The sequence below is a fragment of the Methyloversatilis discipulorum genome (genome assembly GCF_000527135.1).
GTDB lineage: Bacteria > Pseudomonadota > Gammaproteobacteria > Burkholderiales > Rhodocyclaceae > Methyloversatilis > Methyloversatilis discipulorum.
In genome coordinates this window covers 2,528,510-2,544,549 of the sequence record NZ_AZUP01000001.1, presented here as the reverse complement: position 1 = coordinate 2,544,549, position 16,040 = coordinate 2,528,510, and the positions used below count along the sequence as shown (strand labels likewise).

16 protein-coding genes are annotated in these 16,040 nt (G+C 67.5%); 6 read left to right on the top strand and 10 right to left on the bottom strand.

Features of this window, described 5'->3' with window-relative positions:
* Positions 1 to 183: 183 nt before the first annotated feature.
* From METFAM1_RS0111850 to METFAM1_RS0111840, 3 genes are all read right to left on the bottom strand, one after another.
* Entirely contained in the window at positions 184 to 2,277 is a 2,094-nt protein-coding gene (locus METFAM1_RS0111850; protein WP_019915485.1) for a putative bifunctional diguanylate cyclase/phosphodiesterase, read from the bottom strand.
* Positions 2,278 to 2,461: 184 nt separating this feature from the next.
* Complete coding sequence (locus METFAM1_RS0111845) at positions 2,462 to 3,076, bottom strand: ANTAR domain-containing response regulator (RefSeq protein ID WP_019915483.1); 615 nt, start codon at positions 3,074 to 3,076, stop codon at positions 2,462 to 2,464.
* On the bottom strand, positions 3,033 to 4,466 hold the full coding sequence (locus METFAM1_RS0111840; protein ID WP_019915482.1) for a sensor histidine kinase: 1,434 nt from the start codon (positions 4,464 to 4,466) through the stop codon (positions 3,033 to 3,035). The genes METFAM1_RS0111845 and METFAM1_RS0111840 overlap by 44 nt, the downstream gene beginning before the upstream one ends.
* Positions 4,467 to 5,171: 705 nt before the next feature.
* Between METFAM1_RS0111840 and METFAM1_RS0111835 the strand changes: the two genes are divergently transcribed.
* Genes METFAM1_RS0111835 through METFAM1_RS0111810 form a run of 6 tightly spaced genes read left to right on the top strand, consistent with a single transcriptional unit; the run spans position 5,172 to position 10,479 of the window.
* A complete protein-coding gene (locus METFAM1_RS0111835) occupies positions 5,172 to 7,208 on the top strand; it encodes a TonB-dependent receptor (protein WP_019915481.1) in 2,037 nt (678 codons plus the stop codon).
* Between the two features lie 16 nt (positions 7,209 to 7,224).
* Complete coding sequence (locus METFAM1_RS0111830) at positions 7,225 to 7,908, top strand: DUF4198 domain-containing protein (RefSeq protein WP_051462232.1); 684 nt, start codon at positions 7,225 to 7,227, stop codon at positions 7,906 to 7,908.
* A 5-nt stretch (positions 7,909 to 7,913) separates the two neighbouring features.
* Positions 7,914 to 8,414: a NikL family nickel/cobalt ECF transporter subunit gene (locus tag METFAM1_RS0111825; RefSeq protein ID WP_019915479.1), complete on the top strand. Its 501-nt coding sequence runs from the start codon at positions 7,914 to 7,916 to the stop codon at positions 8,412 to 8,414.
* 9 nt (positions 8,415 to 8,423) lie between these two features.
* Positions 8,424 to 9,026 carry a cobalt transporter CbiM gene (gene cbiM, locus METFAM1_RS0111820; protein WP_019915478.1) on the top strand — a complete coding sequence of 201 codons (603 nt, stop codon included), beginning with the start codon at positions 8,424 to 8,426 and terminating at the stop codon, positions 9,024 to 9,026.
* On the top strand, positions 9,023 to 9,763 hold the full coding sequence (cbiQ, locus tag METFAM1_RS0111815) for a cobalt ECF transporter T component CbiQ (RefSeq protein ID WP_019915477.1): 741 nt from the start codon (positions 9,023 to 9,025) through the stop codon (positions 9,761 to 9,763). Before cbiM ends, cbiQ begins: the two co-directional genes overlap by 4 nt.
* Positions 9,760 to 10,479 carry an energy-coupling factor ABC transporter ATP-binding protein gene (locus tag METFAM1_RS0111810; protein ID WP_019915476.1) on the top strand — a complete coding sequence of 240 codons (720 nt, stop codon included), beginning with the start codon at positions 9,760 to 9,762 and terminating at the stop codon, positions 10,477 to 10,479. The genes cbiQ and METFAM1_RS0111810 overlap by 4 nt, the downstream gene beginning before the upstream one ends.
* 23 nt (positions 10,480 to 10,502) lie before the next feature.
* Here the strand turns inward: METFAM1_RS0111810 and METFAM1_RS0111805 are convergent, their stop codons facing one another.
* From METFAM1_RS0111805 to aroQ, 7 genes are read right to left on the bottom strand one after another with little or no spacing between them, the layout of a single operon-like run.
* Complete coding sequence (locus METFAM1_RS0111805) at positions 10,503 to 10,874, bottom strand: diacylglycerol kinase (protein ID WP_019915474.1); 372 nt, start codon at positions 10,872 to 10,874, stop codon at positions 10,503 to 10,505.
* Positions 10,875 to 10,930: 56 nt separating this feature from the next.
* The gene (tpx, locus tag METFAM1_RS0111800; protein ID WP_019915473.1) at positions 10,931 to 11,434 is read right to left on the bottom strand and encodes a thiol peroxidase; all 504 of its coding nucleotides are present in this window, start codon (positions 11,432 to 11,434) and stop codon (positions 10,931 to 10,933) included.
* Between the two features lie 48 nt (positions 11,435 to 11,482).
* Positions 11,483 to 12,703 carry a DUF3426 domain-containing protein gene (locus METFAM1_RS0111795; RefSeq protein WP_019915472.1) on the bottom strand — a complete coding sequence of 407 codons (1,221 nt, stop codon included), beginning with the start codon at positions 12,701 to 12,703 and terminating at the stop codon, positions 11,483 to 11,485.
* Entirely contained in the window at positions 12,703 to 13,635 is a 933-nt protein-coding gene (gene prmA / locus METFAM1_RS0111790; protein ID WP_019915470.1) for a 50S ribosomal protein L11 methyltransferase, read from the bottom strand. The genes METFAM1_RS0111795 and prmA overlap by 1 nt, the downstream gene beginning before the upstream one ends.
* Positions 13,632 to 14,993 (bottom strand): acetyl-CoA carboxylase biotin carboxylase subunit, encoded by a 1,362-nt coding sequence (accC, locus tag METFAM1_RS0111785; protein ID WP_019915469.1) that lies wholly within the window; start codon positions 14,991 to 14,993, stop codon positions 13,632 to 13,634. The genes prmA and accC overlap by 4 nt, the downstream gene beginning before the upstream one ends.
* An 11-nt stretch (positions 14,994 to 15,004) precedes the next feature.
* Positions 15,005 to 15,457: an acetyl-CoA carboxylase biotin carboxyl carrier protein gene (accB, locus tag METFAM1_RS0111780; RefSeq protein WP_019915468.1), complete on the bottom strand. Its 453-nt coding sequence runs from the start codon at positions 15,455 to 15,457 to the stop codon at positions 15,005 to 15,007.
* A 44-nt stretch (positions 15,458 to 15,501) separates the two neighbouring features.
* Positions 15,502 to 16,020 carry a type II 3-dehydroquinate dehydratase gene (gene aroQ / locus METFAM1_RS0111775; protein WP_019915467.1) on the bottom strand — a complete coding sequence of 173 codons (519 nt, stop codon included), beginning with the start codon at positions 16,018 to 16,020 and terminating at the stop codon, positions 15,502 to 15,504.
* Positions 16,021 to 16,040 lie beyond the last annotated feature (20 nt).

The window sequence follows — 16,040 nt, the reverse complement described above, 5'->3', positions numbered from 1 at the left end:
TGCCCTGCCTGAATCGTTGAATGACGCACTCAGGCGGAGCAAGCGGGAATGCGGGGTGCATTCCTGCCGGATGCGCAGGTCCCGGCGTGAGCGTCGGGACCACCAACTCTCCTCACCTTCACCGGCACGTGCAGCCAGCTCCTCCTGGTCAGCACCTGCCGGTTTCTTTTTTCAGGTCTGCGCTCAGGTCTGCGGGGTGGCCGGGTTGAAACAGCTCAGGCACAGCAGCTCTTCCGGGCGCACCGGTCGGCTGAACAGATAGCCCTGCAGGCGGTGGCAGCCGAGCTCGGTCAGCTGCGCCAGCTGCCCCGGCGTTTCCACACCTTCCGCGACGATTTCCAGTCCCATGCTGTCGGCCAGCGAGGTGATGGCGCGCACGATGGTTACGGCGTCGGAACTGCTGCGCAGCTGGCTGACGAAGCTGCGATCGATCTTCAGCGTGCGCACGGCGAAGCGCATCAGGTAAGCGAGCGACGAGTAGCCGGTGCCGAAGTCGTCGATGGCGAGGCTGATACCCATCGTGTCCAGCGCACCGAGAATGTCGGTGGTGCGCGGGATGTCCTCCATCAGCGTGCTTTCGGTGATTTCCAGTTCCAGCATGCGTGGGTCGACGCCGGCTTCCTGCAGCGCGCCGGCGATGTCGCTGACCAGGTCGTCGTCGCGCAGTTGTCTGCCCGACAGGTTGAAGGCCAGGTGCACCTGCGGCTGTGTCGCCTGCAGCATACGCAGATCGCGCAGTGCTTCGCGCAGCGACCAGCGGCTGACCGGCACGATGAGTCCGGTTTCCTCCAGCAGCGGAATGAAGCGGTCCGGCGGCACCACGCCCTCGGTCGGGCTGTTCCAGCGCAACAGCGCCTCCACCGTTGCCACGCGGCCGGTGCGGGTGTCGATGATGGGTTGATAGACGAGAAAGAACTCACGCCGTTCGAGCGCGCCGTGCAGCGCGATCTCCGCCGACAGTTCTGTGTGCGCGTGCGCGTCCATGCTCTGGTCGTAGAAGCGCAGCGTGTTGCGGCCGGCAGCCTTGGCGCGGTACATCGACAGGTCGGCCCGGCTGAGCAGTTCGTCGACCGAGTGGCCGTTCTCCGGGTAGAGCGCGATGCCGACGCTGGCGCTGACGAAGAATTCGCGCCCCTGCACGCGCACGCCGTCGGCAAGGGCCGCCAGTATTTTCTCGGCGATCTCGGTGACGGCGGCGCGGTCGCCGGTCTCTTCCAGCAGCACGGTGAACTCGTCGCCGCCCAGTCGCGCCACCGTGTCGGAGGCGCGCACGCAGCCGCGCAGCCGTGCCGCCACCTCGGTCAGCAATGCGTCGCCGACGCTGTGGCCCAGCGTGTCGTTGATCACCTTGAAGCGGTCGAGGTCGATGAACAGCACGGCCAGCGGGCACTCGGTGCGCATGGCGCGGCGCATGGCCTGGCGCAGACGGTCGGTGAACAGCCGGCGGTTGGGCAGGTCGGTCAGCACGTCCATGCCGGCCAGATACTCCAGCTGGTCCTGTGCGCGGATGCGCTCGCTGACGTCGCGCGAGGTGGCGACGTAATGGCTGATCTTCTGCTGCGCGTCGCGGATCGGGCTGATCGTCTTCTCTTCGTGATAGAGCTCGCCGCTCTTGCGCCGGTTGGTGAACACCATGCGGAACACCTCGCCGCTGCGCAGCGTGCGCCACAGCCGAGCATAGACGTCCGGCCCGTGCACGCCCGACTTCAACAGACCGGGCGAGCGACCCAGTACCTCTTCGGCGGTGTAGCCGGTGCTGCGTTCGAAGGCGGGGTTCACGTACTCGATCAGGCCGCCGGCACAGGTGATCATGACCGCATCGCCGGCCTGGTGCGCCGCGCGCGCCAGCAGGCGCAGCTCGCGCTGCACGGCGTCCTCGGGCGTGCCGTGGCTGACGCGCAGCAGCCAGTGACCGCTCGCGTCGCCGGGCAGCGGGGCGCACTCGACACAGACCGGACGACCTCCTTCATGCAGATGCCAGATCTGCCGGCTCACCGCGTTGCCGCAACCCGCCCGGAAGGTCGGCCAGCCCGACTGGCCGTCGTTGTCGAGTTCGCGGAACACACGGTGCACCGGCTGCCCACGGACTTCGGTCAGGGTGTCGGGCCAGCCGGTGTGGTCGATGATCCGGCCATCGTGGGAAAGCCTGAGCAATGCCGTCGTTGCAGCCTGCGGCGCGTCGCCGACGGCGACGCTGAAGGCATCAGGGAAGGAAACGTGCTGCGTGCATGGCATGTCCATGGCGCTGCAGCTGAACAGTGCGGAAACGACGGCCATCGTGCATCCCCCGGTCTACATGGCAGCGTCCCGTATCCGGATGTCGGGATCAGGCCGCGTTGAGTATCGGGCGGGGATCAGGCCCTGGTACGCGCTCTGTGGCGCGCCTTCTTCTGCTGCTTACGGTTCGTGCACAGGGCTGCTTGAGGCCTATCGTCACGATCCTCTCCCGAGAGATCGAGGGCTACTGACCGGCGCCAGCTCGCGGCGTACCGCCGCCGAGCGGCTGCATCATGTCCTTGGCCACGTCCTCGATGCGCCGGCGCTGGGCGCGCGCCGTCTTGCGCAGCATTTCGAAGGCAGGCTGGCGGTCGATGCGCAGACGCTCCATCAGGATGCCGACGGCGATGCTGATTTCGCGCCGCTCGTCGAGTGCGCGCTGCAGGTGCTGGCCGGTGCTGCGCAGCTGCCGCAGTTCCTCCGATCGTGCGAGGGCGGTGCGCAGCGTGGGCAGCAGCTGTTCGACGTCCAGCGGCTTGACCAGATAGGCCAGCGCGCCGCGCTCGATGGCGCTGCGCACGCGACCCGGGTCGCCGAAGGCGGTCAGGAAGATCAGCGGCAGGCCATGATGCTCGCGCAGTACCGCCGCGAACTCCAGCCCGGTCATGCCCGGCAGCTTTTCGTCGAGGATGACCAGATCGATGCGCGTCGTCCCGAGCAGCGCCAGCGCCTCTTCGGCCGAGCGCGCCACATGGACGCCGTAGCCGTGAGCCCGGAGCCCGTCGCCCAGCGTGGCTGCGTTCAGCCTGTCGTCCTCAACCAGCAGAAGTTGCGGGCTGGTGTCGTCGTATGTGTGCATGGTCGCGGGTCTCGTCAAACGTAATGATGGGCGGCCGCAGCGCGAGGCGCGTCAGTACGCGTCCCGGCTGCTGGCGAAAATCCAGTGTGGCGTGCTCGGTCGGCAGCAGCGCGGCCAGCAGTTCGAGGCCCTGGCCGAGGCCGCGGCGTGCGGCGAAATCGAAGCCGGGCGGCAGCTCGCCGCTGTTGCCGATGACGATGAGTGCGCCGTCGTCGTCCGTCGACAGCTCGACGTCCACGCCGGCGTCGCGGTCGATCTGCCGGTGCTTCACCGCATTCATCAGCAGTTCGTTGAGCACGATGGCCAGTGGCACCGCTTCGCTGTCGGCCAGACGCAGTTCGAAGGCGCTGAGGTCACGCACATCGAGCTTCACCCGGGCATCGAACAGGCCTTCGATGCTGCCGGCAATCATGCGCAGGAATTCGCCGAGCTGGACCGGTGCGCCGGACTGACTGCCCTGCAGTTCGTGGATGACGGCGATCGATCGAACCTGGCTGATGGCGCCGGTCAGCGCGTGGGCGAGCGCCGGGTGTTGTCCGGCGCAGCGGCGCAGCAGTCCGACCACGCCCTGCAGGCTGTTCTTGATGCGGTGGTGCGCCTCACGCACCAGCGTTTCGCGCTGCCGTTCGGCCTGCGCCAGCCGGTGCGCCTCGGCTTCCTTGCGCGCCGTGATGTCCTCGGCGACACCGGCCACGCGGGCATGGCCGTCCTGCGCCTGCCACGGGAAGGCGCGGCAGTGCAGCCAGCGCAGGCCGCCGTTGCGGTCGGCGACGCGCACCTCGACTTGCGCCACCTTGCCCTGCGCCTGGGCAGCGAGAAATGCTTCGAAACGCGGTCGGTCGGGTGGTGCCACCGCCAGTGCCCAACTGTTCAGATCGCCGGGCTGTTCGCCGTTCGGCAGTGCGCTGATGTCCGAAAAGGCGGGGCTGGCGTAATACAGCGCTCGCGTGTGCGGGTCGCTGACCCAGAAGATTTCGCGGATGTGCTCTGCCAGCAGATAGAAGCGCTCCTGCGCGGCGCGCAGTTCCGCTTCGGCCTGCTTGCGTTCGCGGATGTCGCGTACCACCGCGATGACCGCCGGTTCGCCAGCGAACTCGATGCGCGAACCGACGACGTCCACCGCCACCGTCCGGCCGTCACGGGTCAGCGCCACGCCGTCGAGGTGGCGCGTGCTGCGCCTGACCGCCAGTTCGTCGAAACAGGCCTGTACGCGTGCCTCTTCAGACGGCGGGTAAAGCATGGAAACGTGCTTGCCGGCGAGTTCGTCGGGGCGGTAGCCCAGCAGTTCGCTCGCGGCACCGTTCATGTGCATGATCACGCCGCTCGGCGTCACCAGGAACAGCGCGTCGGCAATGCCTTCGAACAGGTCGGGGAAGGCGGGGATGCCCATGGCATCGGCTGCGCGTTCGCTCTTCCCCTTTGGCGTGCTTGCGCCTTCGCCGCCGGGTGAGCCCGGTGCGGGTACTGCTGGGAATGCAAATTCGCGAACCATGGTGGTGCGCCCCCCTTGCTGCGCCTGTGTTGCCGTGTTCGAAAGCTTCGCGCTGGGGCCGGGCGCTGGGCGTGGGCAGATCTGATGCCACGTGATGCGTGGCAGTTCTCAATTCAAGTTTAGCGCAAGCGCGTCGGCGGATTCAGGCCACGAAATGCTTTGCTGCGGCCATTTGTAACGGAGTGGCACCGAAGGACAGGCGTCGTGACACGGGCGCCGCGCCGGCCTTCGCGATGGACCCGGCGGGTCGTCGCCCGGGGTCGTTCTGTCGGTGTCAGTCCCCGGGCGGCAATCCGGCGACGGTGAGGGCGCCGCGATGCGATCGGGGCCTGAGGCCGCACCGGCACCCCGTCCGCTGCAATGGTATGAACTTTGCACAAGTATTCATACGCGGTCGACGTGAGGCGACCGTCGAGAACTGAAGAGGCCTCATCTGCACACGCGGGTGAAAGGATCCAAGTGATTGATCGGGAAGGAAGAGTTATGAGGAAAAGAGAGGCACGGACGGAGCGCGGCGGGGTGCGGTGGGCCACCGCCTCCGATTGTCCGGAGTGGTTGCAAGCTATCCGAAGTGGTGCATCGAAGTGGAAGGCGTGCTGCCGCATGGTGCTTGCGCCGACGGCGCAGGGCGCCTTGCTGGTGAGTGGTGTGCTTGCACCGGCGATGGCACAGGAGCGTGTTGCCGTCGTGCTCGACGCCATCCAGGTGTCGGCTGACGGCGTCACGGGCAAGCGTGGCCTGTCGACTGGCAGCGAGGCACTGCCGGCGGCGGTGACGGTGATCGGCCAGGACGAGATCGCGCGCACCAACGTCAAGGACTTCACCGACCTGCTGCGCCGGGTGCCCGGCGTGAACGCCTTCACCTACGGCCAGGGCGACATCGGCAGTCCGATACGGATGCGCGGCTTTTCCGGCAACGCGCATGGTGGCGACGTCGCCATCTACGTCGATGGTGTGCCGCAGAACTTCCCGTCGGCGTCGCAGGGCGGTTCGGGCATGAGCGACCTGTCCTGGCTGACGCCGGACATGATCGAGCGCATCGAGGTGATCAAGGGCCCCTTCTCGGCACTGTACGGCGACCAGGCCCGCTCGGGCGCCATCAACATCACGACGCGTACCGGTGGCGCTTCGTCGCTGTCGGCGACGCTTGGGCGCTACGGCTACGGCAAGCTGAATGGCGTGCTGGTGAAAGAGGGTACGCACGGCACCTTGTTCGCGGCCGGCGAAGTGCTCACCAGCGAAGGTTTCCGCGACAACTCGGACATGACGCGTGGCAACCTGTTCGCCAAGTACACGGTGCCGCTGTCGGACGGTCTGCTGTCGCTGCGCGGTCACTACTACAAGGTCAGTTTCGATTCGCCGGGCTATCTGACGCTGGCCGACCTGCGCGCCGGCATCGTCGATCCTCGTGACGCCAATCCGTACGCGGTGCCGCTGTTCGGTGACGCCGAGCGCTATGGCGCGGTGCTGAACTACGCACCGCGTGGCGAGGCGGGATGGAACGCCACCGCCTACGTCGAGCACTACGAGAAGAACCGCACCAATGGAGGCACCGCGCCGAGCACGAATCTGCAGTCGGACGACCGCAACCTGTTCGGCGGCCGCCTGCTGCACACCAGCCGCTTCGGCGACCTTGCGCTGCTCAGCGCCGGTGCCGAAATGCGTTACGACCGTGGCGATGCCTGGAACCAGCGTTACACCAACGGTCAGGCGAGCGGGCTCTACACCAATGCCTACCGGCTCGAACTGCTGACCTACGCCGCCTTCGTCCAGGGGCAGCTGAAGATTGCCGAGCCGCTCAAGCTGGTGGCCGGTCTGCGTCACGACCGTTTCGACTACGACATCGACAACCTGAAGCGCCCGGCCGCCTCGACCACCTACGAAGCGTCGGTCACCACGCCGCGCATCGGCCTGGTCTACACGCCGGTCGACGCGCTCGAACTGTATGCCAACTATGGCGAGGGCTTCCGTTCGGCCGGCGCGCCGGAAATTTCGCCCCAGGGCCCCGGGGTGATACCGCTCGGTTCGGCGGGCGGCGTGGCGAGCGGCGATCTGCGTCCGCCCAAGGCGGAATCCTACGACGTCGGTTTCAATGCGCGATTGGGGCCGGCCTGGCGTGTGGGGGCCAGTCTCTACACCACGAAGAACAGCAGCGAAATCCGCGAGACCTTCTCCGGCAGTGGTGTGTTCGTGCCGATCGGCGACACCGAGCGTGAGGGGTATGAGGTCGATGTCGACTTCGTTCCCGATCCGGCCTGGCGGCTTTATGGCTCCTACGGCTATGTGCGTGCGCGCATAAAGAATCCGCCCGTAGCCGGTCGCGATCTGATCGCCGGTCTGCCGGACCGGGTGGCCGGCCTCGGTGTGGAGTACACGACCCCCTTCGCCGACGGCATGGTGCGGGCGAACGCGAACTACCAGTATCTGTCCGCACCCCCCTTCTACCTCGCCGGCAACACACCCGAGTACGCACCCGCCTGGCTGCGCTACGACCTGCGGCTGAGTTACCAGCGCGGGCCATCGACGTGGACGCTGTACGCCATCCTGCAGCCGAAGCGCTTCGCCTCGGAAATGACCGGCACCAGCGTCGATCCGCGGCCGCGCGTCGATGGCGGCGCCACCTACACCTATACCTTTTGATCCGGGAGCGATGACGATGAAGAACACCGTACTGATGATGTGCATGCTGGGCTGGATGAGCGCCGCGTCGGCGCACGACGCCTGGGTGGACGAACGCGGGCCGGCGCACGCCGTGCGCTACGGCCATGCCGACAAGGTGGAGGCCTACGACACGAAGAAGGTGGTCGCGGTGAAAGCCTGGGACGCCAGAGGCGTCGAGGTGACGACAAGTACGCGCGTCGGCGACGACGGCGTGCAGATCGAGGCGCCCGCTGCCGCGCTGATCGCGCTCGATTTCGACAATGGCTACTGGTGCAAGGTCGATGGCAAGTCGCGCAACGTGCCGAAGACCGAGGTGCCGGGTGCCACCGACGGTTCGCGTTCGCTCAAGTTCGGCAAGACGGTGCTGGCTTGGAATGCCGCCCTGACCCGTCCGCTCGGTCGCACGCTCGAGGTCGTGCCGGTATCGGCGGCCGCGCCGGTGGCCGGTCAGCCGCTGACCCTCGTCGTGCTGTTCGAAGGCAAGCCGCTTGCCGGCGCCAAGGTGAACACCGGCGGCACGCACTACGACAAACCCTTGCTTACCGACGACAAGGGGCAGGTGACGGTGCCGGTTCAGCCCGGGCTGAACATCGTCGGCGTGGGGCACAGCCTGCCTCATGACGGCCCGCAGGCCGACAAGCTGAACATGGCGGCCAATCTGCGCTTCACGGTACGCTGACGGGCATGTTCAGACAGATCATCCTCGTGCTGGCGCTGATCGCGTCGCCCGCCGTCCATGCACACGGAATGCGCATCAGCGTGACGCCGGCACAGGACGGCGTGGCGGGTCGGGTGTGGTACTCCGACGAAACGCCGGGTGCCGGCAACGCGGTGTCGCTGGTCGACGCCGCTGGCCGCGAACTGGCGTCGACCATCAGCGATGCCGAGGGGCGTTTCGCCTTCAGTGCGGTCGCGGCGGGTGATTACGCTGTGGTGGCCGAAGGCGAGGAGGGGCATCGCGCCGAGGCACGTATTGCCTATGCGCCCGCCGCGGGGCCGGTGTCCGCGGCGGGTGTCGAGGACGCGAAGCTGACGGCATTGCTGCGCGCCGAACTGCAGCCCTTGCGCGAGGACATCGCCCGCTTCGAACAGCGCATCCGCCTGCACGACCTGATAGGCGGCATCGGCTTCATCGTCGGCTTGTGCGGCCTGCTGGTCGCCTGGCGTGCGCGCCGTCGTAGATAGGGACAGGACATGCATATTTCCGAAGGCGTACTTTCGTGGCCGGTGCTGGCCGGCGGCGCGGCGATCGCGGCGGCGGCGGTCGGCGTCGGCCTGCGCCGCTTGCCCGACGAGCGCATACCGGTGGCGGGGCTGCTGTGCGCGCTGTTCTTCGTCGCCGCGCTGATCCACATTCCGGTCGGCATCGCATCGGTGCATCTGGTGCTCAATGGCCTGTGCGGCGTGCTGCTGGGCTGGGCCGCCTTTCCGGTCATCGCCGCGGCACTCACCCTGCAGGCACTGCTGTTCGGCTTCGGCGGACTCAGCACCCTCGGTGTGAACATCCTGGTCATGGGCATGCCGGCGCTGATCGCGGCGGCCGCCTTCCGGGCGCCGTGGCCGCGCAGCGCAGCCCTGCGCGGCGCGGTGTGCGGCGCCCTGGCCATCGTCTGCGGCGTGCTGCTGATGGCGCTGGCCTTGTGGCTGTCCGGCGGCGCCGCATTCGCGTCGCTGATCGGCATGGTGATGCTGGCGCATCTGCCGGTGATCGCGATCGAGGCAGCGATGACGGCGGCCATCGTCGGTTCGCTGCAGCGTGCGCGGCCGGCACTGCTGCAGTTCCGGGTGAGCGCATGATCGCCATCGGTATCGCGCCGAGGTCGCCGCTGTCGCACGTCGATCCGCGGGTGCGCCTGCTGTGCGTGCTGACCGCCAGCGCGTGGATCGCGGCGACGCCGCGTCTGTCGTCCTTGCTGGTGCTGACGGCCGGCAGTCTGGTGCTGGCGCTGGTCGCACGCGTGCCGGCACGGACGCTGATGCGCCGGCTGCTGGCGCTGAACGCTTTCATGGCACTGGTGCTGGTGACGCTGCCGCTGTCGCCGGGCGGCGAAGTGGTGTATCAGGTGGCCGGCGTCAGTATCCATGGCGACGGGCTGATGCACGCCTTGCGCATCGTGCTGGCCGGACACGCGCTGGTGCTGCTGTTTGCCGCGCTGGTGGCGACCATGGAGCCGGTCACGCTGGCGCACGCGTTGCTGCACTTGAATGTGCCGGACAAGCTGGTGCGCATCCTGATGTTCGCCATACGCTACATCGACGTGCTGCACGACACCCGGCTGCGGCGTGAGCGTGCGATGCGTGCGCGCGGTTTCGTCGCGCGCTGCGATGCGCATACCCTGCGTACGACTGCGCATCTGGTCGGTGCGCTGGTGGGTGACAGTCTGGCGCGCGCCCAGCGCATCGAACAGGCGATGCGCGCGCGCGGCTGGCGCGGCGGCTTTCCGATGTTGCACCACTTCCACCTGCGTGCGAGCGATCTGGCCTTCGGCCTGTTGTTTGCGGCTTGCCTGCTGTCCATCGGAGTGATCGCATGACTGCCGCCCCGCATGCAATATCCGGCCCGGCGCTGATCCGTGCGCGCGATCTGTCGTTCAGGCACGTGCCGGAGCGGCCGCTGCTGGAGGGCGTGTCCTTCGATCTGCATGCGGGCGAACGGGTCGGTCTGGCGGGCGCCAACGGCTGCGGAAAATCCTCGCTGCTGCAGCTGTTGATCGGCCTGCTGCCGCGTGACGGCGGGGTGCTCGAACTGTGCGGGCAGCCCTGCTGCGACGAAGCCGATTTCCGGCCGCTGCGCGGGCGCGTCGGCCTGATGTTCCAGGACGCCGACGATCAGCTGTTCTGCCCCACCGTGCAGGAAGACATCGCCTTCGGGCCGCTGAACCAGGGGCTTGCCCACGCGGCGGTGCGCCGCATCGTCGGCGACATGCTGGCGCGCCTGCACATCGTGCATCTGGCCGAACGGCCGGTGCATCAGTTGTCCGGTGGCGAGAAGCGTCTGGTGGCGTTGGCCGGCGTGCTGGCCATGGGGCCCGAGGTGCTGCTGCTCGATGAACCGACGACCGGGCTGGATGCGGATGCGCGGCAGAAGGTGACCGCGGTGCTGCGCGCGCTGCCGCAGGCCATGCTGGTGGTGTCGCACGACCGGGATTTCCTGGCGCAGCTGACCACCCGCGTCATCGCGCTGGCCGATGGCCGGGTGGTCGCCGACGGTGCGAGCTTGCCGGCGCAGGTGCTCAGTCTGCGGCGCTGACCGTGCCCCGGCCGGCGCCGGCCTCAGCTTGCCAGCACCAGCCCCCAGACCAGCGCGACATTGATCAGCGACACCATGACGGCGGCCGAGCCGATGTCCTTGGCGCGTTTGGCCAGTGCGTGGTTCTCCAGCGAAATGCGGTCGACCGTGGCCTCGACGGCGGAATTGAGCAGTTCGACGACCAGCACCAGCAGCACCGAGAACACCATCAGCGCACGTTCGACACCGCTGTCGCCGAGCCACAGTGCGAGCGGCAGCAGCAGTACGGCGGCGATCACTTCCTGGCGGAAGGCGTCTTCGTGACGGAAGGCGGCACCCAGACCTTCGGCCGAGTAGCGGGTGGCATTGAGCAGTCGGCGCAGGCCGGTCTTGCCCTTGAACGGACTTTCTTGCATCGGCGAAGCGTAGGGCGGAAATGTTGCAGGGCGCCGGTCGGCGCCCTGCGGAGGGATTACTTCAGCGCTGCGAGCGCGGCGGCGTAGTCGGGTTCCTGCTTGATTTCCGGCACCAGCTCGGCGTGCAGCACGGTGTCGTCGGCGTCGAGCACCAGCACCGCGCGCGCGGTCAGGCCGGCCAGCGGGCCGTCGATGATTTCGACGCCGTAGTTGGCCATGAACTCGCGGCCGCGCAGCGTCGACAGCGACTGCACGTTCTGCAGGCCTTCAGTCTCGCAGAAGCGCTTCATCGCGAACGGCAGGTCGGCGGAAATGACCAGAACGACGGTGTTGGCGATGTTGCCGGCCTGTTCGTTGAACTTGCGGGTCGAGGTCTGGCACACCGGCGTGTCCAGGCTGGGCACGATGTTGAGCACCTTGCGCTTGCCGGCCAGGCTGGCAAGCGACACGTCGGCCAGGTCGGTACCGACCAGCGAGAAGGCGGGTGCCTTGGTGCCCTTGGCAGGGAAGTGACCGGCGAGGTGGATGGGATTGCCGGCGAGCGTGACGGTCTGGGTCATGGGGTGTTCCTCCTGGTGCGTGGCGCTGCGAGGGGCCCGATCGGTTGATCAGGGATAGAAGACGTAGAGGCGGTAGCCGCCGGCGTGGGTGTCCGTCGGGTCGACCAGCACGCTGACCGCCTGTTCCGACGCTGCTGCGAACTCGCTGCCCTGACGGTCGGCCGGCAGATAGTCGGCGGGCGCGAGTACGCGGCGCACGATGGGCCGGTCAGCGGTGTCAGTCAGGCTCAGTTCGAGGTGCGGCCAGTCCTGTGCGTGCGTGGCACCGTTGCGCAGAAGCGCATTCAGGCGCAGCAGTGGTGCGCGTTCGGTGTCCGGATTCAGCTCCGATGATTCGATGCTGATCAGGTCGGCGCGACGCGGCGCCGGCAGCGTGCAGCCGAGGCGGGCGCAGGCCTGCTCGAACAGCGGCTTCAGCGCCGGTTGCGCGATCACCAGTTCGGTGCGGAACAGATAGGCAAGCTGGGCAGCGGCCAGCAGCACCAGCAGCAGGATGCCCAGGCTCCACAGCGCCGTCTTCAGCGCGCTGCGGCGCGGCGTCTGGTCCTCGCCATACAGTTCGCGGCGGATGCGCTGTACCGCCGGGTCGCGCACCGGTTCGAGCGCCGGCGGCGGGTCGAGCAGAGGATCGCGTGCGGGCGCCGCCGGCGCGGCGACGATGTCGTCGTCGGGGGCAGGCGCGGCTTCAAGTTCGACGATGTCCAGCGGCTGCGTGACGTCCGGATCGGGCTCGGGTACCGCCTCGCTTGCGGCGGTCGTGCCTGGATGGTCGTCGACGGGGACTTCGCTTTCGGCGGCAGCTTCGACGGCCTCTGGGGCCTCTGCGGGCGCCGTGTCGTCGACGCGCGTCTGCCAGTAGTCGGTGGTGCGTTCGACCAGTGCCTCCATGCTGTCGCCGGGCAGTGGCGACGGCGGCGCGTCGGCGCTGCCGACGTCGAGGTCCAGCCGGTCGGTGGTGACGGCGGCCGTGTCGTCCGTCAGCAGTTCGATGTCAGGCTCTGCAGCGAAGGTCAGCGTGGCGTGGCTGTGTTCGGGTTCGTCCGCGACCGGGGCGGCGTTCTCGATTTCGGTGGCAACGGGCGGCGGTGCGAGGTCTGCGGCGGCGGGTGCGGGCGTGTCACCGCTTTTCGGGAGCGGAACGTCTACCATCGCGTCGACCGCGTCGAACACCGTGTGGCAGCGACCGCAGCGCACGCGACCTTCGCGTGCCCGGAGCTGCACCGTGTCGACGCGGAAGACGGTGGCGCAGGCCGGGCAGCGGGACAGCATCAGACGCGCGTCCCGGTCAGCAGCACCCAGCCTTCCCGCTCGCCGGCAACCTCCAGTTCGAAGGCCGGGCGATAGGCGGCGCGCACCATGTCGGTCTGCGCGGCGAGGATGCCGGACAGCGCGATACGTCCGCCGCTGCGTGTGAGGCCGCACAGCAGCGGCGCCAGCACGGTGAGCGGGTTGGCCAGGATGTTGGCCACCACGACGTCGGCTGTGTGGTCGATGTTGTCGCGCGAGTGCAGCAGTTCGAGCGTGGCGCCGTTACGTTCCGCGTTGTAGCGGGCGGCGTCCATCGCGTGCGGGTCGATGTCGGTGCCGGTCACCCGCGCTGCGCCCAGTTTGGCGGCGGCGAGCGCCAGGATGCCGGAGCCGCAGCCGTAGTCGATCACCGTTTCGCCGCCACGGATGACCGAATCCAGCCACTCCAGGCAGAGCCGGGTGGTCGGGTGTGAGCCGGTGCCGAAAGCCATGCCGGGGTCGAGCGTGATGTTGATCGCCGCCGGGTCGGGCTGGTCATGCCAGGACGGCACGATCCACAGCCGTTTCGATACCGGTATCGGTTCGAACTGGGCCTGCGTGATGCGCACCCAGTTCTGCTCGTCCAGCGGCGAGGTCGTGTACGGAGGCGGTGCGGTCAGGCCGGCCTGTTCGGCTGCCTCGGCCATCGCCGTCGCGTAGTCGGCGTCGCGATCGAACAGCGCGTGAATGCGCGAATGCGGCCACAGCTCGACGGCGACCGGCATGCCGGGTTCGCCGAACTGCGGCTTTTCGTCCGGCGTACCGGCGTCTGCGTCTTCGATGTCCACCGACAGCGCACCCGCTTCGAGCAGCGCGTCGGACAGCGCCTCGGCGTTGGCCGAGTCGGCCAGCAGCGTGACCGTGATCCAGCGGCCTGCCTGCTGTCCGTCCGGCTGTGCGCTCGACTCGCTCATTTGACCTTGGCCGCTTCCTGCGCCGCGAGCTTCTGCTCGAGGTAGTGGATGCTGGTGCCGCCGTCCATGAAGCGGGTGTCGTGCATCAGTTCCTGGTGCAGCGGGATATTGGTCTTGATGCCGCTGACGATCATTTCCGACAGCGCGATACGCATGCGGCGGATGGCCTGGTCGCGTGTGTCGCCGTAGGTGATCACCTTGCCTATCATCGAATCGTAGTGCGGCGGCACGGTGTAGCCCTGATACACGTGCGAATCGACACGCACACCGGGCCCGCCCGGCGGGTGGTAGCCGGTGATCTTGCCCGGGCTGGGCGTGAACTTGTACGGGTCTTCGGCGTTGATGCGGCATTCCAGCGCGTGGCCGGTCAGCTTGATGTCGCGCTGCTTGAAGCGCAGCTTTTCGCCGGCGGCGACGCGGATCTGCTCCTGCACCAGATCGATGCCGGTAATCAGTTCGGTGACCGGGTGCTCGACCTGGATGCGGGTGTTCATTTCGATGAAATAGAACTCGCCGTTCTCGTACAGGAACTCGAAGGTGCCGGCGCCGCGATAGTTGATGCGGCGGCAGGCTTCGGCACAGCGCTCGCCGACACGGGCGATCAGCCGTGCCGGAACACCCGGGGCCGGTGCTTCCTCGATGATCTTCTGGTGGCGGCGCTGCATCGAGCAGTCGCGCTCGCCCAGATAGACGGCGTTGCCGTGCGCGTCGGCCAGCACCTGGATTTCGATATGGCGCGGGTTCTCGAGGAACTTCTCCATATACACGGCGGGGTTGTTGAACGCCGCGCCGGCTTCGGCACGGGTCATCTGCACCGCGTTGATCAGCGCCGCCTCGGTGTGCACGGTACGCATGCCGCGGCCGCCGCCGCCGCCGGCGGCCTTGATGATGACCGGGTAGCCGATGCCGCGCGCGATGCGGACGATTTCCTTCGGGTCGTCGCCGAGCGCACCTTCAGAGCCGGGCACGCAGGGCACACCGGCCGCTTTCATTGCGTCCTTGGCCGACACCTTGTCGCCCATCAGCGTGATGGTTTCCGGGCGCGGCCCGATGAACACGAAGCCGCTGCGCTCGACGCGTTCGGCGAAATCGGCGTTCTCGGACAGAAAGCCGTAACCGGGGTGAATGGCTTCCGCATCCGTCACTTCGGCGGCCGAAATGATGGCGGGGATATTGAGGTAGGACTGGCCGGACGGCGCCGGGCCGATACAGACCGATTCATCGGCCAGTCTGACGTACTTTGCCTCGGTGTCGGCTTCGGAGTGCACCGCCACGGTGCGGATGCCCAACTCGCGGCAGGCGCGCAGGATGCGCAGCGCAATCTCGCCACGGTTCGCGATCAGAATTTTTCCGAACATGGGAAGGTCGCTCAGCCGATGATGAACAGCGGCTGGCCGTATTCGACCGGCTGGCCGTTCTCGACCAGGATGGCCTTTACGACGCCGGCGGCGTCGGACTCGATTTCGTTCATCAGCTTCATCGCCTCGATGATGCACAGCGTTTCGCCGATGGCCACCGACTGGCCTACATCGACGAAGGCCTTACCGCCGGGCGACGACGAGCGGTAGAAGCTGCCGACCATCGGCGACTTCACGACATGACCTTCAGGCAGTGCGGCTTCGGCCGGTGCGGCAGGTGCGGCGGCGGCCGGAGCGGCTGCGGCGGCGACCGGCGCGGGCGCAGCCACATAGGTGGCCTGGGCGGCCGGTGCCGGCAGATGCTTGGCGATCCGCACCTTTTCCTCGCCCTCGGTCACTTCCAGCTCGGAAATGCCCGATTCCTGGACGAGGTCGATCAGCTTCTTGAGTTTGCGCAAATCCATGGTGTATCCCCGCGTAAGCCGGCCTTCGTTGTGCCGGCGAGTGTTTATTTTCTGGTGTCGAGTCGCCGCAGCGCGAATTCGAGCGCGGCTTCGTAACCGTAGGCGCCCAGACCACACACCACGCCGACCGCGATATCCGACAGGTAGGAGTGATGCCGGAATGCTTCGCGTGCATGCACGTTGGACAGGTGCACCTCGACGAACGGAATGCTCACCGCAGCCAGTGCGTCGCGTATCGCCACGCTGGTGTGCGTGTAGGCGGCCGGGTTGATCAGGATGAAATCGACGCTCTCGCTCCGGGCAGCCTGGATGCGACCGACCAGATCGCCTTCATGATTGCTCTGGAAACATTCGAGCGATACGCCGGCAGCAAGCGCGTTCACCTTCAGCTTCGCGTCGATGTCGGCGAGCGTCAGATGGCCGTAGATTTCGGGTTCCCGCGTGCCCAGAAGATTCAGGTTGGGCCCGTGCAGCACGAGGATGCGACGGGTGTTTGGGGTCGCATCCTGCGCCGCCGGCTGCGTGGCAGGTTTGGTCGCCTTGCGGCGCGTTGTTGGCTGCATGGCGGCAAGTTTGCCGGAAT

Coding starts and splice junctions, on each gene's coding strand:
- METFAM1_RS0111850 (WP_019915485.1), bottom strand. CDS start 2,277: ATGGCCGTCGTTTCCGCACTGTTCAGCTGCAGCGCCATGGACATGCCA.
- METFAM1_RS0111845 (WP_019915483.1), bottom strand. CDS start 3,076: ATGCACACATACGACGACACCAGCCCGCAACTTCTGCTGGTTGAGGAC.
- METFAM1_RS0111840 (WP_019915482.1), bottom strand. CDS start 4,466: ATGGGCATCCCCGCCTTCCCCGACCTGTTCGAAGGCATTGCCGACGCG.
- METFAM1_RS0111835 (WP_019915481.1), top strand. CDS start 5,172: ATGGTGCTTGCGCCGACGGCGCAGGGCGCCTTGCTGGTGAGTGGTGTG.
- METFAM1_RS0111830 (WP_051462232.1), top strand. CDS start 7,225: ATGAAGAACACCGTACTGATGATGTGCATGCTGGGCTGGATGAGCGCC.
- METFAM1_RS0111825 (WP_019915479.1), top strand. CDS start 7,914: ATGTTCAGACAGATCATCCTCGTGCTGGCGCTGATCGCGTCGCCCGCC.
- cbiM (WP_019915478.1), top strand. CDS start 8,424: ATGCATATTTCCGAAGGCGTACTTTCGTGGCCGGTGCTGGCCGGCGGC.
- cbiQ (WP_019915477.1), top strand. CDS start 9,023: ATGATCGCCATCGGTATCGCGCCGAGGTCGCCGCTGTCGCACGTCGAT.
- METFAM1_RS0111810 (WP_019915476.1), top strand. CDS start 9,760: ATGACTGCCGCCCCGCATGCAATATCCGGCCCGGCGCTGATCCGTGCG.
- METFAM1_RS0111805 (WP_019915474.1), bottom strand. CDS start 10,874: ATGCAAGAAAGTCCGTTCAAGGGCAAGACCGGCCTGCGCCGACTGCTC.
- tpx (WP_019915473.1), bottom strand. CDS start 11,434: ATGACCCAGACCGTCACGCTCGCCGGCAATCCCATCCACCTCGCCGGT.
- METFAM1_RS0111795 (WP_019915472.1), bottom strand. CDS start 12,703: ATGCTGTCCCGCTGCCCGGCCTGCGCCACCGTCTTCCGCGTCGACACG.
- prmA (WP_019915470.1), bottom strand. CDS start 13,635: ATGAGCGAGTCGAGCGCACAGCCGGACGGACAGCAGGCAGGCCGCTGG.
- accC (WP_019915469.1), bottom strand. CDS start 14,993: ATGTTCGGAAAAATTCTGATCGCGAACCGTGGCGAGATTGCGCTGCGC.
- accB (WP_019915468.1), bottom strand. CDS start 15,457: ATGGATTTGCGCAAACTCAAGAAGCTGATCGACCTCGTCCAGGAATCG.
- aroQ (WP_019915467.1), bottom strand. CDS start 16,020: ATGCAGCCAACAACGCGCCGCAAGGCGACCAAACCTGCCACGCAGCCG.